This window comes from Labrys methylaminiphilus subsp. lupini (genome assembly GCF_051161885.1).
GTDB lineage: Bacteria > Pseudomonadota > Alphaproteobacteria > Rhizobiales > Labraceae > Labrys.
In genome coordinates this window covers 2,044,764-2,060,125 of the sequence record NZ_JBMDIH010000001.1, presented here as the reverse complement: position 1 = coordinate 2,060,125, position 15,362 = coordinate 2,044,764, and the positions used below count along the sequence as shown (strand labels likewise).

The 15,362-nt window shown below is 62.9% G+C and carries 15 protein-coding genes; 13 read left to right on the top strand and 2 right to left on the bottom strand.

Features of this window, described 5'->3' with window-relative positions; genetic code table 11:
• The first annotated feature begins 125 nt into the window (after positions 1-125).
• Positions 126-620: a single-stranded DNA-binding protein gene (gene ssb, locus ACN6KF_RS09770; RefSeq protein WP_434956660.1), complete on the top strand. Its 495-nt coding sequence runs from the start codon at positions 126-128 to the stop codon at positions 618-620.
• Between the two features lie 138 nt (positions 621-758).
• On the opposite strand, the gene ACN6KF_RS09765 is transcribed toward ssb, so the two are convergent.
• A complete protein-coding gene (locus ACN6KF_RS09765) occupies positions 759-1,394 on the bottom strand; it encodes a MarC family protein (protein ID WP_434956659.1) in 636 nt (211 codons plus the stop codon).
• Positions 1,395-1,550: 156 nt separating this feature from the next.
• Here ACN6KF_RS09765 and ACN6KF_RS09760 point away from each other — a divergent pair, with 156 nt between their 5' ends.
• The 5 genes from ACN6KF_RS09760 to kdsA all read left to right on the top strand — a co-directional run bounded on the left by ACN6KF_RS09760 (position 1,551) and on the right by kdsA (position 7,506).
• The gene (locus ACN6KF_RS09760) at positions 1,551-3,257 is read left to right on the top strand and encodes a lysine--tRNA ligase (RefSeq protein WP_434956658.1); all 1,707 of its coding nucleotides are present in this window, start codon (positions 1,551-1,553) and stop codon (positions 3,255-3,257) included.
• A 111-nt stretch (positions 3,258-3,368) separates the two neighbouring features.
• A complete protein-coding gene (gene secG, locus ACN6KF_RS09755) occupies positions 3,369-3,773 on the top strand; it encodes a preprotein translocase subunit SecG (RefSeq protein ID WP_434956657.1) in 405 nt (134 codons plus the stop codon).
• Positions 3,774-3,898: 125 nt separating this feature from the next.
• The gene (locus ACN6KF_RS09750) at positions 3,899-5,527 is read left to right on the top strand and encodes a CTP synthase (protein WP_434956656.1); all 1,629 of its coding nucleotides are present in this window, start codon (positions 3,899-3,901) and stop codon (positions 5,525-5,527) included.
• Positions 5,528-5,620: 93 nt separating this feature from the next.
• Positions 5,621-6,496 carry a VOC family protein gene (locus ACN6KF_RS09745; protein WP_434956655.1) on the top strand — a complete coding sequence of 292 codons (876 nt, stop codon included), beginning with the start codon at positions 5,621-5,623 and terminating at the stop codon, positions 6,494-6,496.
• 176 nt (positions 6,497-6,672) lie between these two features.
• Positions 6,673-7,506, top strand: coding sequence for a 3-deoxy-8-phosphooctulonate synthase (kdsA, locus tag ACN6KF_RS09740; RefSeq protein WP_434956654.1), 834 nt, complete (start codon positions 6,673-6,675; stop codon positions 7,504-7,506).
• Positions 7,507-7,672: 166 nt separating this feature from the next.
• Here kdsA and queF read toward each other — a convergent pair whose 3' ends face one another.
• Positions 7,673-8,134, bottom strand: coding sequence for a preQ(1) synthase (gene queF / locus ACN6KF_RS09735; protein WP_434956653.1), 462 nt, complete (start codon positions 8,132-8,134; stop codon positions 7,673-7,675).
• A 141-nt stretch (positions 8,135-8,275) separates the two neighbouring features.
• On the opposite strand from queF, the gene ACN6KF_RS09730 reads away from it, so the two are divergent.
• From ACN6KF_RS09730 to ACN6KF_RS09700, 7 genes are all read left to right on the top strand, one after another.
• Complete coding sequence (locus ACN6KF_RS09730) at positions 8,276-8,806, top strand: hypothetical protein (protein ID WP_434956652.1); 531 nt, start codon at positions 8,276-8,278, stop codon at positions 8,804-8,806.
• Between the two features lie 97 nt (positions 8,807-8,903).
• Complete coding sequence (eno, locus tag ACN6KF_RS09725; RefSeq protein WP_434956651.1) at positions 8,904-10,184, top strand: phosphopyruvate hydratase; 1,281 nt, start codon at positions 8,904-8,906, stop codon at positions 10,182-10,184.
• A gap of 187 nt (positions 10,185-10,371) precedes the next feature.
• The gene (locus ACN6KF_RS09720) at positions 10,372-10,686 is read left to right on the top strand and encodes an FtsB family cell division protein (protein WP_434956650.1); all 315 of its coding nucleotides are present in this window, start codon (positions 10,372-10,374) and stop codon (positions 10,684-10,686) included.
• Positions 10,687-10,950: 264 nt separating this feature from the next.
• The gene (gene pdhA, locus ACN6KF_RS09715) at positions 10,951-12,009 is read left to right on the top strand and encodes a pyruvate dehydrogenase (acetyl-transferring) E1 component subunit alpha (protein ID WP_434956649.1); all 1,059 of its coding nucleotides are present in this window, start codon (positions 10,951-10,953) and stop codon (positions 12,007-12,009) included.
• A gap of 56 nt (positions 12,010-12,065) precedes the next feature.
• A complete protein-coding gene (locus ACN6KF_RS09710; protein ID WP_434956648.1) occupies positions 12,066-13,442 on the top strand; it encodes a pyruvate dehydrogenase complex E1 component subunit beta in 1,377 nt (458 codons plus the stop codon).
• 10 nt (positions 13,443-13,452) lie between these two features.
• On the top strand, positions 13,453-14,817 hold the full coding sequence (locus ACN6KF_RS09705; protein WP_434956647.1) for a pyruvate dehydrogenase complex dihydrolipoamide acetyltransferase: 1,365 nt from the start codon (positions 13,453-13,455) through the stop codon (positions 14,815-14,817).
• Positions 14,814-15,359, top strand: a complete 546-nt coding sequence (locus ACN6KF_RS09700; RefSeq protein ID WP_434956646.1) for a hypothetical protein — start codon at positions 14,814-14,816, stop codon at positions 15,357-15,359. The genes ACN6KF_RS09705 and ACN6KF_RS09700 overlap by 4 nt, the downstream gene beginning before the upstream one ends.
• The last annotated feature ends 3 nt before the right edge of the window (positions 15,360-15,362 follow it).

Genomic DNA, 15,362 nt, shown 5'->3' with positions numbered 1-15,362 from the left:
ATTCCCTTGCAGGCGTGGCGCCGGGAGCATGCTAGAGCAGAAATGATGGAGGCGCCTTTCGGGGTGCCATGGGGCGTGCAGGGCGGTTCGGCCGGCACGCTGTGAAGCGAAGGAAGGAAGCCTCGATGTCGGGCTCGGTGAACAAGGTCATTCTGGTCGGTAATCTCGGCCGCGATCCTGAAGTGCGGCGGCTCAATTCGGGCGAGCCGGTCGTCAACCTGCGTATCGCCACGACGGAAAGCTGGCGCGACAAGGCCACCGGCGAACGCAAGGAGAAGACCGAGTGGCACAGCGTGGTCATCTTCAACGAGGGGCTGGCACGCATCGCCGAGCAATATCTGAAGAAGGGTGCCAAGGTTTACCTCGAGGGCCAGCTGCAGACCCGCAAATACAATGACGCTTCGGGCGTGGAAAAATATTCCACCGAGATCGTGCTGCAGCGCTATCGCGGTGAAATGACACTGCTGGACTCGCGCGGCGGCGGCGGTGGGCAGGGTGAGGGCGCCCGGGACTATCAGGGCAATGATTTCGGCTCGTCGAGCCCGATGGAGCGCCGTCCGGCACCGGCCGGTTCGAGCAAGTTCTCCTCGGCCGACATGGACGACGACATCCCGTTCTGACGTCGGAACAGACCCGTCGACAAGGTGCCTGAAGCGCCGGTCACGTCTCGTGGCCGGCGTCTTGCTTTTGTGCGCGATCGAAGGCTCGATCATCGCCCTGCCGAGACGGAGAAATGGTGTCGAACGCAGTGCGGGCCCTTATCCGGTCACGATCGCCCTGACGCCATCGACGATGAACTGCACCGCCAGGGCCGACAGGACGATGCCGAGAAGTCGGGTCAGCACGACATTGCCGGTGATCCCCAGAAGCTTGTTGATCACGCCGGCAAGGCGGAAGGAGACGTAGCAGCAGGCCGTCACGAAGGCGATGACGAGAAACAGGGATGCGAATTTGGCCGGCTCGCCATGGGTCTGGGCCGATAGCAACATGACGGCCGTGATGGCGCCGGGACCGGCAATCAAAGGGATGGCGAGCGGGAAGGCAGCGACATTGGAGATGAAGTCCTTGGTGATGGCGGTCTCCGCAGTCTCGTTCTTACGCATGGTGGAGCGGTCGAACACCATTTCATAGGCGATGGCGAAGAGCAGCAGGCCGCCGGCGATACGGAAGGCCGGCGTGGTGATGCCGAGCAGCCTGAGGAAGGGTTCCCCGGCGACGGCAAAGAAGGCGAGCACGCCGAAGCCGATCACGCTGGCGCGCCAGCCGACCGAGTGCTGCTGCTCCTTGTTCATGCCGCGAGTGACGCCCAGGAAGATCGGGCCGAGGCCGGGCGGGTCGACCACCACCAGCAAAGTGACGAGAGCGGCGGTCAGATAGTCCAGAATCGACGTCATCACGCCCCTCGACCGATCATTTGCACGCGCCAAGATTGACGCTGCGGCCCAGCCTGAATATGGCTGTGCCTTCCGCTTGCGGTCGAGAAAAATCAAGCCGCTTCGCACTCCGCTTGGCTTCCCATCCACAAGCAGCAGAAAGAAATCGGATCGAACATGTCAAATCTCTATCCGGCCGAGCTCGTCGCGGCCGCCAATGTCTCTGCCGCCTGGCCATTCGAGGAGGCGAGGAAGCTCGTTGCCCGTCTGCAGAAGCGCGCCGGCGACAAGAAAGAGATCCTGTTCGAGACCGGCTACGGCCCCTCGGGCCTGCCGCATATCGGCACCTTCGGCGAGGTCGCGCGTACCACCATGGTGCGCAATGCGTTTCGCCTGCTGACGGAAGATCGTATCCCGACCCGGCTGATTTGCTTCTCCGACGATATGGATGGCATGCGCAAGATCCCGGACAATGTGCCGGATCCCGAAGCGCTCAAGCCTTATTTGCAGATGCCGCTGACCCGTGTTCCCAATCCGTTTGGCGGCGCTTACAAGAGCTTCGGCGATCACAACAACGCCATGCTCCGCCGGTTCCTCGATACGTTCGGGTTCGATTACGAATTCGCCAGCGCGACGGAATACTACACATCCGGCAAGCTCGATGCCGTGCTGCTGAAGGCCGCCGAAAAGTACGACGAGATCATGGCCGTCATGCTGCCGACCCTCGGCGAGGAGCGGCAGGCGACCTATTCGCCGTTCCTGCCGATCTCTCCGAGCAGCGGGCGGGTGCTCTATGTGCCGCTCAAGGACGTGAATGCCAAGGCAGGGACCATCACCTTCACCGACGAGGACGGTGTCGACAAGACGCTACCGGTCACCGGCGGCAAGGTGAAGCTGCAATGGAAGCCGGATTTCGGCGCGCGCTGGGCGGCGCTGGATGTCGACTTCGAGATGTTCGGCAAGGACCACCAGACCAACGCGCCTGTTTATGACGCCATTTGCGAGATCCTCGGCGGCACGGCCCCGGAGCACTATGTTTACGAACTCTTCCTCGACCAGCACGGTCAGAAGATCTCGAAGTCGAAGGGCAACGGCCTGACCATCGACGAATGGTTGACCTATGCCACGCCGGAGAGCCTGGCGTTGTACATGTACCAGTCGCCCCGCTCGGCCAAGAAACTGCATTTCGACGCCATTCCACGAGCCGTCGACGAGTATCTGCAGTTTCTGGGCGGCTTCGGGCGGCAGGATGCAAAGAACCAGCTTGGCAACCCGGTCTGGCATATTCATGGCGGAAATCCGCCGGCGCCGGAGACGATCGGCCAGGAAGGGGCGCGCACCACGATCAATTTCGCGCTGCTGCTCAATCTGGTTGCCGTTGCCAATGCGGAGAACAAGGACGTGCTGTGGGGCTTCCTGCGTCGCCATGCTCCGGACGCATCGCCGCAGACCCATCCGCAGCTCGACAGGCTGGTCGGCTACGCGATCCGCTATTTCCAGGATTTCGTGAAGCCCGCCAAGAGCTATGCCGTGCCGACCGAGGAGGAGAGGGGGGCACTGCAGAAATTGTCCGACGCCCTCGGTGCCCTGCCTGACGATGCGGACGCCGCGGCGATCCAGGAGGCGGTCTACGATGTCGGCCGCGCTCTGCCGCCCTATCAGGACTTCAAGGCCAAGGGCGCCACGCCCGAGCGCCCCGGCGTCTCGCTGGAGTGGTTCAACACCCTCTATCGCATCCTCCTGGGCGAGCAGCGCGGCCCTCGCTTCGGCTCTTTCGCGGCGATCTACGGCATCCCGGAGACGAGGGCACTGATCGCCAAGGCATTGTCGGGTGATCTCGTGCGTGAGCACGAGGCTTTTGTTGCCTCCCGGCAGCCTGGTTGATCTTCAAAAACGGGGGGCTGGCGCAGTTCATGCCAGCTTCCCATATGACAGGGGTAGTCAGCGGGCCTCGCTTCGTGTAGGAACGCGCCCGAATTCTTTCCGGATCAGTTCATGCAAACCGTTCTCATCTCGATCCACCTGATGGTGGTGCTGGCCCTTGTTGTTGTGGTGCTGTTGCAGCGCTCCGAAGGTGGGGGGCTCGGCATCGGCGGCGGAACGGGCGGTTTCATGACCGGACGCGGCCAGGCGAATCTGCTGACGCGGACGACGGCCGGTCTGGCAGCTGCCTTCTTCATTACCAGCCTGCTGCTGACGATTCTCGCCAATCAGCAGAGCCGCCCGGGTGGTTCGCTGCTCGACCAGTATCGTCCGGCCGCGCCGGCCAGCCAGCCGGCCCAATCTTCGCCATCGGCTCCCGCTCAGCCGGCACCGGCGGCTCCGGCCCCGTCCAATGGCGGTTCGGTGTTCGACCAGTTGCAGGGCGGTGGCGAACCGGCTGCGCCGGCCAAGCCGTAACTGTGTAGCCCGGCGGTCATTTGTCGGGCTGAGGACTGTCGCGTCTTTGCGTGAACTGAAAATAATCCTGCGGGCAGCGATTGTCCGCTCGTCGAATCATTGTGTTTTTGTCTAAGTGGGGCTCCATGACGCGGTACATTTTCATCACCGGCGGCGTGGTCTCCTCGCTTGGCAAAGGGCTGGCCTCAGCGGCCCTTGGCGCGCTTCTTCAGGCGCGCGGCTACAAAGTCCGCCTTCGCAAGCTCGATCCCTATCTCAATGTCGATCCGGGCACCATGAGCCCGTATGAGCATGGCGAGGTCTTCGTCACCGATGACGGGGCCGAGACCGACCTCGACCTCGGCCATTACGAGCGCTTCACCGGGCGTCCGGCCTCCAGGGATGACAACATCACCACGGGCCGGATCTATCTCGACATCATCACCAAGGAGCGGCGCGGGGACTATCTCGGCGCCACCATCCAGGTCATTCCCCACGTCACCAACGCCATCAAGGATTTCGTCCTCAAGGGTAATGACGGCGTGGATTTCGTGCTGGTCGAGATCGGCGGCACCGTCGGCGACATCGAAGGCCTGCCCTTCTTCGAGGCGATCCGCCAGATCAAGAGCGACCTGCCGCGCGGTGCCTGCATCTACACCCATCTGACGCTGCTGCCCTTCATTCCCTCGGCGGGCGAGCTCAAGACCAAGCCGACGCAGCATTCGGTCGCCGAACTGCGCTCGATCGGTATCCAGCCCGACATCCTGCTCTGTCGTTCCGACCGGGAGATTCCCAAGGAAGAGCGCCGCAAGCTCGCTCTGTTCTGCAATGTGCGCGAAACCGCGGTGATCGAGGCGCGCGACGTCGCTTCGATCTATGACGTGCCGATCGCCTATCACGAGCAGGGCCTGGACACCGAGGTGCTGGCGGCTTTCGGCATCGAGGACGCGCCCAAGCCGGATCTGTCGCGCTGGCGCAAGATTTCCCAGACCGTCCACAATCCCGAGGGCGAGGTCACCATTGCCATCGTCGGCAAATATACCGGCCTTAAGGATGCCTATAAGTCGCTGACCGAGGCGCTGACCCATGGTGGCATCGCCAATGGCGTCAAGGTCAAGCTGGACTGGATCGAGAGCGAGATCTTCGAACAGGACGATCCGGCTCCGCATCTGGAGCATGTTCACGGCATCCTGGTTCCCGGCGGCTTCGGCCAGCGCGGCGCCGAGGGCAAGATCAAGGCGGTGACTTTCGCCCGCGAGCGCAAGGTGCCGTATTTCGGAATCTGTTTCGGCATGCAGATGGCGGTGATCGAGGGCGCCCGTTCGCTCGCTGGTATCAAGGGCGCCAACTCGACCGAGTTTGGCGCGACCAAGGAGCCGGTCGTCGGCCTGATGACCGAATGGATGAAGGGCAACGAGCTCGAGCAGCGCGCCCAGGGCGGCGATCTCGGTGGCACCATGCGCCTCGGCGCCTATCAAGCCACGCTGAAGCGGGATTCCAAGATTGCCGATATCTACAACTCGACCTCGATCTCCGAGCGCCATCGCCATCGCTATGAAGTGAATATGAGCTATCGCGAGCGCCTCGAAGACAAGGGCATGGTGTTCTGTGGCACTTCGCCGGATGGCCTGCTTCCGGAGACCATCGAATATGCCGACCATCCCTGGTTTATCGGCGTGCAATATCATCCCGAACTGAAGTCGCGTCCCTTCGAGCCGCATCCCCTGTTCTCTAGCTTCATCGCGGCCGCCGTCGAGCAAAGCCGGTTGGTTTGACGGGGGGCGGGTCTTCAGACCTGCGCTTCCTGACAAGACCCTGTTTCAGGCGGGTTTGAAGACCCGCCCCCCGATTCCGACTGGAGCGACCTCATGTCCCGCGGTCTCGATCATCTCGTTCTTGCCGTTCGCGACCTCGATGCCGCCGCTGCGCATTACCGGGCACTCGGCTTCACGGTCGGCGCTCGCAACAGCCATCCCTGGGGTACCGAGAACCACGTGGTGCAATTTCCGGGCATCTTCCTGGAATTGATCACGGTGGGGGCTGACGGCATCACGGATGCCGCCTGGGCCGATCGCTCCCGCTTCGCCTCTTTCTCCCGCGACTATCTGGCCCGCTTCGGGGACGGCTTCGCGATGCTGGTGGTGGAAGCGCAGGATGCCGCCGCCGACAAACTCAGTTTCGACGAGGCCGATATTGGCGGCTTTGAGCCGTTCTTCTTCGAACGCCAGGCCACGCGGCCGGATGGTTCGGTGGTTCGTGTCGCCTTCACGCTCGCCTTTGCCGCCGACACCGCCATGCCGGCTGCAGGCTTTTTCGCCACACAGCAGCACGAGCCGCAGAATTTCTGGAATCCCGACTTCCAGCGTCACGCGAACGGGGCGGTCAAAGTCGGCGGCATCGTCATACTGGCCGCTGAGCCGGCGGCAACGGTGCCTTTCTTCGAGGCCTTCACGGGGGCAAGGGCGGTCTGCGCCAGCGCCCGCAACATGGCGATCGTCACGCCACGCGGGACGGTCGAGGCGATGTCGCCGGATTGCTATCGCGACGTGCTGGGCCTGGAGCCCGATTTGTCGCTGGCCCACGGACCGCGTCTGGCTGCCTTCAAGGTGACGGCACCGCTCGAAGCGGTCGCTGCCCGCCTGGATGAGGCAGGCATTCCCTTCATCCGCCACCGCAAGCATCTGGCCATCGCGGCCGCCGACAATTTCGGCACCGCCCTGATTTTCGAAGAGCCCAAGACTTGATCGGAGGGGTACGATTTCCAGGATCGTAGACGCCTCGCCTGACGCAATCGCGCATCTATCTCGTTAAAATCAGCGCATTAGGGGCGAGACGCCTGATGCCCCGTAGCATGCGCCAAGCTTGCCTTCGACTGCCGCCAGCCTTATCTCCGCGATATCGATCAACCTCAGGAGCGCTCATGACCGCCGCCAATCCCGTCGTCTCCCTCGGCAAGCTTCGCATCGGCAATGCGCTCCCGCTCACCGTGATCGCCGGCCCCTGCCAGATGGAGAGCCGCGAGCATGCCATGGAAATGGCTTCGGCCATCAAGGAGATCACGGACAAGCTTGGATTGGGCCTGATCTACAAGAGCTCCTTCGACAAGGCCAACCGCACCTCCGCCAAAGGAGCCCGCGGCGTCGGCCTCGACAACGCACTGCCGATCTTCGCCGAGATCCGCGAGAAGTTCGGCCTGCCGGTGATCACGGACGTCCATGAAAACGATCAATGCGCCAAGGTCGCTCAGGTCGTCGACGTGCTGCAGATTCCCGCTTTTCTTTCGCGCCAGACCGATCTCCTGGTGGCCGCTGCCCGCACCGGGCGGGTCGTCAACGTCAAGAAGGGGCAGTTCCTGGCGCCCTGGGACATGAAGAATGTCGTCGCCAAGATCACCGAGGCGGGCAATCCCAATGTGCTGGTGACCGAGCGTGGCGCCTCCTTCGGCTATAATACGCTGGTGACCGACATGCGTGCGCTGCCGATCATGGCCGAGCAGATTGGCGCGCCCGTGGTGTTCGACGCCACCCATTCGGTGCAGCAGCCGGGCGGACAGGGGACGTCGAGCGGTGGCCAGCGCGAATTCGTGCCGGTGCTGGCCCGCGCTGCCGTGGCGGTGGGCGTGGCCGCCGTCTTCATCGAGACGCATCAGGATCCTGATCACGCCCCCTCCGATGGCCCGAACATGGTGCCCCTCAATCAACTCGAGGCGCTGCTCACGCGCCTGAAGCAGTTCGACGCCATCGCCAAGAGCTAGCGTCACGGTTGCGGTTTGCGAGCAACTTTTGGAGCGCCGATCTCCTCAGCTCCATCAAGTGATGGAACGAGATCGACAAGCCTGGATACGCGGCATTCCCAGCCAAGAAAGATGTCAGCCCCGCTCCATCAGGTGATGGAGCTGTGAGGCTGACACTCCGCGGAGCTCAGCCCCGTCCGCGATAGCTCGGGACGCCCTGATCGGGCAGCCATAGGGCCTCGGGCGGCTTGCCGGTCTGCCAGAACACATCGATCGGGATGCCGCCGCGCGGATACCAATAGCCGCCGATACACAGCCAGTGCGGTTCCAGGAGGTCGGCCAGGCGGCGGCCAACGGCCACCGTGCAGTCCTCATGGAAGGCACCGTGATTGCGGAAGCTGGTGAGGTAGAGCTTGAGCGACTTGGATTCGACCAGCCAGTCCTTCGGCGCATAATCGATGACGAGATGGGCGAAATCGGGCTGCCCTGTCACCGGACAGAGCGACGTGAATTCCGGGCAGGTAAAGCGCGCGAGATAGAGCGTATCGGCCTGCGGATTGGGAACGCGGTCGAGCCTGGCTTCCTCGGGAGTAGCGGGGATCTTGCTGTCGCTGCCGAGTTGAAGAGAGGAGGGGTCGAAACTGGTCATGTTTGGCTCCCATGCATGGTTCATCTGCTCGGCAATCGGTGATTTCTTGCACCCATGCAAGCTGTTTCGGAGGGAACGTCGCCTGTCGTGACAATGTGACTATTTCGTGGCAGATCTCTCGTGCTAACGCTGGGGAATGCCATGCCGGTCATCGCTTTGATCCTGAGTGCCCTGATGGGCTGGGTCGTCTTTTGGCTGATCCGTTTTGATGGCCATGAGGTCATCGCCTCTTATTTCAGTGCGGCAGCGCGCCAGCGGCGCATGCAGCGGGCTCGAGACGCGGAGGTCAAGGCGGCTGTGCGCTCGGTGACGGAAGCGCGCGATGGCGCGCTTGCCCTGTTGATCAAGCTCGGCAGTGTCGACCACGCCGTGCTGCCGGCTGCGGAAAGCCTGATCGACGAGGCTGCCCGCACCGTGTTCGGCTATGGCGACAAACTGGTCGAACATCGGACCTTCGCCGAATATGTCGCCCGCAATACGCCGAGCTTTTCGGTGCTGTTCCGTGAATTGGCGCCGCTGTTCGACAAGCAGCTCGCGGCGGGAGAGCGCAAGGACCTGATCGATCTCATGCACAAGGTGGCTGAAGCTGCTGGTGGCATGACACCGGCGCGCCGGGAAATGCTCGACGAAGTACAGGCTCGTTTGTTGCCTCCCAAGGCGGCGCGCGTCTGAGATGGCGGTTTGGTGACGTTGTTTTACTCTTCCGCCATGGCCGTTCATCCGCTATGAGCGCGACGAACAATCCGTCATCACAAACAGGAGCAGCCCCATGACCGCTATCAGCGACATCATCGCCCGCGAAATTCTGGACAGCCGCGGCAATCCGACGGTCGAGGTCGATGTCCTGCTGGAAGACGGATCCACGGGAAGGGCTGCGGTGCCATCAGGCGCTTCCACTGGCGCGCATGAGGCTGTCGAATTACGTGATGGCGGCAAGCGCTATGGCGGCAAGGGCGTCGAGAAGGCGGTGGAAGCCGTCAATGGCGAGATCTATGAGGCGCTTGGCGGCCTGGACGCCGAGGACCAGATCCAGATCGACCAGACCATGATCGACCTCGACGGCACCCCGAATAAGTCCCGCCTGGGCGCCAATGCCATCCTCGGCGTTTCCCTCGCCGTCGCCAAGGCTGCTGCGCAGTCAGCCGGCCTGCCGCTGTGGCGCTATATCGGCGGCCCTGCCGCTCGCGTCCTGCCGGTACCGATGATGAACATCGTCAATGGTGGCATGCATGCCGATAACCCCATCGACTTCCAGGAATTCATGGTGATGCCGGTCGGCGCGCCGACCTTCGCCGAAGGCCTGCGCATGGGCGCCGAGATCTTCCATACCCTGAAGAAGGGGCTGAAGGATGCTGGCCACAACACCAATGTCGGTGACGAGGGCGGCTTTGCTCCCAACTTGCCATCCGCCAAGGCTGCGCTCGATTTCGTGATGAGCGCCATCGAGAAGGCCGGCTACAAGCCAGGCGAGGATGTCATGCTGGCGCTCGACTGCGCCGCCACCGAGTTCTTTAAGGATGGCGTCTATGACTATAGCGGCGAGGGCGTGAAGCGCTCGATCGCCGAACAGGCCGATTATCTCGCCCAGCTCACGGCGGACTATCCGATCGTCTCGATCGAGGACGGCCTGTCCGAGGATGATTTCGAGGGCTGGAAGCTGCTCACCGACAAGGTTGGCAGCAAGGTGCAACTCGTCGGCGACGACCTGTTCGTCACCAACACCGAACGTCTGTCGATGGGTATCAAGAAGGGGCTGGGTAACGCGATTTTGGTTAAGGTCAACCAGATCGGCACCTTGACCGAGACGCTCGCGGCCGTGGAAATGGCTCACAAGGCAGGCTATCGCGCCGTGATGTCCCATCGTTCGGGTGAGACCGAGGACTCCACCATCGCCGATCTCGCCGTGGCCACCAATTGCGGGCAGATCAAGACGGGCTCGCTGGCGCGCTCCGACCGCACGGCCAAGTACAACCAGCTTCTGCGCATCGAAGAGGCGCTCGGCACGCAGTCTCTTTATGGCGGCCGCGCCGCGCTGAAGGCGCTCGCCTGAGCCTGATTCACTTGGGTTGAAGACCAAAGCCGGGGAGCTTCTGCTCCCCGGTTTTTTTATTTGGGCCGCATTTTTGCATGGCGGTCCTGCCGGACCGGCATGCGGGAGGGGCTGAAACGTCGTGGATTTTGCGCTGCAGCAAGCGGCGTCAACGGAATATCAACCATCCAGGGTTAACCATGGCCGCATGGTCATTCGCACACGCATCCGCGCCATCTTGAACCAGCTCGCGCTTCTGGCGGGAGCGGCCGCAGCCATCGCTTATTTCTCCTATCAGGCCTTCAATGGCGAGCATGGCATCCAGGCACAGCACCAATTCGACCAGCAGAAGCAGGATCTGGGCAGTGAATTGGTCCTGCTGCAGAAGGAGCATGCCGCTCTCGATCGGCGTGTGAACCTGCTCAGGTCACAGGCGATCGATCCGGACATGCTGGATGAGAAGGCGCGTGACGTGCTGGGCCTCGTTCATCCCAATGACGAAGTAGTGTTGCTGACCAAGTAGGATCGGCTTTCCACTTGTTGCGACTTCTCTCCCGTTAAATCGAATCTATTTCGACGACGTTCCAGGGCAGTGTCGAAGTTTGACAAAAATGTGTCGAAGAATAACGGGAATTGAGTTCATTGCTAAATGAACTGAAATTGAGTTTATTCATAATTGTGTTGCATGTTCAATATGTTGCAGTGCAGCATTTGGGTGTGGCTCTCGCTTTTTGATATTGGATGCGCTAGCACTTCCTCAGCTTAGCCACCAATAATCGGAGGGTTCATGGCCGCTACAGCCGCAAAGGCCGCTGCTACCGCTAGCAAGGCTTCGAAGACTGCCGCCCGCTCGGGCAAGGCAGCGGGGGCAACCAGGACGGCATCGTCGTTCTCCCGCGACCAGGAGCTCAAGGCTTATCGCGAGATGTTGCTGATCCGCCGCTTCGAGGAGAAGGCCGGACAGATGTACGGCATGGGCCTGATCGGCGGTTTCTGCCATCTCTATATCGGGCAGGAAGCCGTCGTGGTCGGGCTGCAGATGGCTTCGCGTGAAGGCGATCAGGTCATCACTGGCTATCGTGACCACGGCCATATGATCGCGGCGGGCATGGCCCCTCGCGGCGTCATGGCCGAGCTGACCGGACGCCAGGGCGGTTATTCGCACGGCAAGGGCGGCTCCATGCACATGTTCTCGGTGGAGAAGGCTTTCTATGGCGGCCACGGCATCGTGGGCGCGCAGGTATCGCTCGGCACCGGCCTGGCTTTTGCCAATGCCTATCGCTCCGACGGCAAGGTGAGCCTGACCTATTTCGGCGACGGCGCCGCCAACCAGGGCCAGGTCTATGAAAGCTTCAACATGGCGGCGCTGTGGAAGCTTCCCGTCGTCTATGTGATCGAGAACAACAAATACGCCATGGGCACGTCGGTGAATCGTGCCTCGGCCCAGACCGACTTCTCCCGCCGTGGCCTCTCCTTCAACATTCCCGGCGAACAGGTGGACGGCATGGATGTGCGCGCCATCTACGCGGCGGGCCAGAAGGCGATCGAACATGCTCGTTCCGGCAAGGGCCCCTACATCCTGGAGATGCTGACCTACCGCTATCGCGGCCACTCGATGTCGGATCCGGCGAAGTACCGTTCGAAGGACGAAGTCCAGAAGATGCGGACCGAGCACGATCCGATCGAACAGAGCCGCGCACGCCTGCTGGAAGAGCATGGGGCGAGCGAGGAGGAGCTGAAGAAGATCGATTCCGAAATCCGCGACATCGTCAACGATTCCGCCGATTTCGCCACCAGCGATTCCGAGCCCGATCCCTCGGAGCTGTGGACCGACATCCTGAAGTGATGGTCGGCAGTTCCAGCCTGCTCGCGTAATTCCATTCTCCAGACTTCGAGGCACCCATGCCTGATATCCTGATGCCGGCCCTCTCTCCCACCATGGAGCAGGGCAAACTCTCCAAATGGCTTAAAAAGGAAGGCGACACCATCAAGTCCGGCGACGTGATCGCCGAAATCGAGACCGACAAGGCGACGATGGAAGTCGAAGCCATCGACGAAGGTGTGCTCACGCAGATCCTGGTGCCCGAGGGTACCGACAATGTCGCGGTGAATACCAAGATCGCCTTCATCCAGGGTGAGGGCGAGGCAGCCGCGCCGGCAACGTCGGCACCGGCCCAGCCGGCCGCTGCTCCCGCCGCGGCTCCGGCTCCCAGCGTTGCCGCTCCCGCCGTGGTGCAGTCGGCGCCGGCGCCGGCTGAAGCCCATGATGCCTCTGGCGAGATTCCGGCCGGCACCGAGTTCGTCACCCAGACCGTCCGCGAAGCCCTGCGCGATGCCATGGCGGAGGAAATGCGCCTCGACGCCAACGTCTTCGTCATCGGCGAGGAAGTTGCCGAGTACCAGGGCGCCTACAAGATCACTCAAGGGCTGTTGCAGGAATTCGGGGCACGGCGCGTCGTCGATACGCCGATCACCGAGCATGGCTTCGCCGGTATCGCCACCGGCGCTGCCATGACGGGCTTGCGCCCGGTCGTGGAGTTCATGACCTTCAATTTCGCCATGCAGGCGATCGACCACATCATCAATTCCGCGGCCAAGACCCTCTATATGTCCGGCGGCCAGATGGGCTGCCCGATCGTGTTCCGCGGCCCCAACGGCGCGGCGGCGCGCGTGGGTGCCCAGCACAGCCAGGACTATGGTTCCTGGTACTCGCATGTGCCGGGCCTGAAGGTGGTGGCACCCTATTCGGCGGCCGACGCCAAGGGCCTGCTCAAGGCAGCCATTCGCGATCCCAATCCGGTGGTCTTCCTGGAGAATGAAATCCTCTATGGCCACAGCCATCCCGTGCCCAAGCTCGACGATTTCGTCTTGCCGATCGGCAAGGCCAAGGTGGTCAAGCCGGGCAAGGATGTCACTTTGGTCGCCTGGTCGATTGGCATGACCTATGCCCTGAAGGCGGCGGAGGCCCTGGCAGGCGAGGGGATCGATGCCGAGATCATCGACATGCGCTCGCTGCGCCCGCTCGACACCGACACGGTCATCGCATCGGTGCGCAAGACCAGTCGTTGCGTGGTGATCGAGGAGGGCTGGCAACAGTCCGGCGTCGGCTCGGAAATCGCTGCCCGCGTCAACGAGCAGGCCTTCGACTATCTCGATGCGCCGGTGGCTCGTGTGTCCGGCAAGGATGTGCCGATGCCCTATGCGGCGAACCTCGAGAAACTGGCTCTGCCGAGCGTGGCTGACGTCGTCGGGGCGGCCAAAGCCGTCCTCTATCGCTGAGGAGTTGCCGATGCCTGTGAATGTGCTGATGCCGGCTCTGTCTCCCACGATGGAGAAGGGCAACCTGGCCAAATGGCTGAAGAAGGAAGGCGACTCCATCAAGTCCGGTGACGTGCTGGCGGAGATCGAGACAGACAAGGCGACGATGGAAGTCGAAGCCATCGACGAGGGCGTTCTGGCCAAGATCGTGGTGCCGGAAGGCACCGCCGACGTGCCGGTCAACGACCTCATCGCCGTGATCGCCAGCGAGGGCGAGGATGTCAAGGCCGTCGCCGCCAGCGGCGGGGCTCCAACCCCGAAGGCTGCCGCTCCGGCCGCCGCGGCTCCGGCTGCTGCTGCACCGGCTCAGGCCGCGCCAGCAACTGCTCCGGCCGCAGCGCCTGCCGCCGCGTCGGCGCCTGCTCCAGCCCAGGCCGGTACGCGTATCTTCGCATCGCCTCTGGCCAAGCGTCTCGCCAAGGAGGCCGGCCTCGACCTCGGCGCCATCCAGGGCTCCGGCCCGCATGGCCGCATCGTCGAGAAGGACGTCAAGGCGGCCATCGCCGGCGGCGGCGCCAAGGCCGCCCCTGCGGCGGCTCCTGCCCAGGCCGCGGCTGCTCCCCAGGCGGCGCCAGCTCCCGCCGCGCCGGCCGGCGCTTCGGACGAAGTCACCAAGAAGCTCTTCGCTCCTGGTTCCTTCGAGGAGATTCCGCATGACGGCATGCGCAAGACCATTGCGCGCCGCCTGACCGAGGCCAAGTCGACCATCCCGCATTTCTACCTGACGGTGGAAGTCGAGATCGACGCCCTGCTCGCCCTGCGCGAGCAGATCAACCACGGCGCCCCGCTGACCAAGGAAGGCAAGCCCACCTTCAAGGTCTCGGTCAACGACATGGTGATCAAGGCCTATGCGCTGGCGCTCAAAGCCGTGCCGGATGCGAACGTATCCTGGACCGATGGCGCCATGCTCAAGCACAAGCGTGCCGATGTCGGCGTCGCCGTCTCCATCCCGGGCGGCCTGATCACCCCGATCATCCGCAATGCCGAGTCCAAGACGCTTTCCGCCATCTCCAACGAGATGAAGGACCTGGCCGCGCGGGCCAAGGGCCGCAAGCTCAAGCCGGAGGAATATCAGGGCGGTACCGGTTCGGTCTCCAATCTCGGCATGTTCGGGGTGAAGTCGTTCGCGGCGATCGTCAACCCGCCGCACGCCACCATTCTGGCGGTTGGAGCCGGCATCAAGCAGCCGGTGGTGCATGGCGGTGAGATCAAGGTGGCGACGATCATGTCGCTGACCCTGTCGACCGACCACCGCGCCGTCGACGGCGCACTCGGTGCCGAGCTGATGCAAGCCTTCAAGGGCTATATCGAAAAACCCATGGGGATGCTGGTGTGAGCGGCGGGGCCGCAGGACGGACTTTCGCGCCGGGTATCGTGATCCTGGCGCTGGCGGCCGGGCTTGCCGGGTGCAACACCCCGGGCTTGGCCGGCAAGCCTATCGTTGCGGCCCCACCCAAGCCCGAGCCGACCATGGATCAGGCACGCGAACTTGCCATGTCCGGCACGGCGTCCATTGGCGACGGCATCCTGGTGAAGCTCCAGGGCGACGGATCGGGTCATGGTTGGCGCACCGGCGCGCAAGGCGTTTTCCCAGTAGCCTGGACGGTCGTCGATACCGATCAGGTCGCAATCGACCGGGCAAAGCGGGCTAGAGATCCTTCTACAACAACTGCGACTATAGAACAGCAGATCCAGAAGGACGGGCAGGCAGCCCAGGAGCGCCGCCAGCGCGGATTGCCGCCAACCCATCAAATCTGCGTCGAACTGCCGGTGACCCTCGGGCTCACCTCTGGCCGGAAACGCTGCATTTTCGCCCGGGACTGGAAAACGCAATCGAGCACCGTGCCGGCACCGGCCGCTCCGGCGACTGCCGGATAGCGC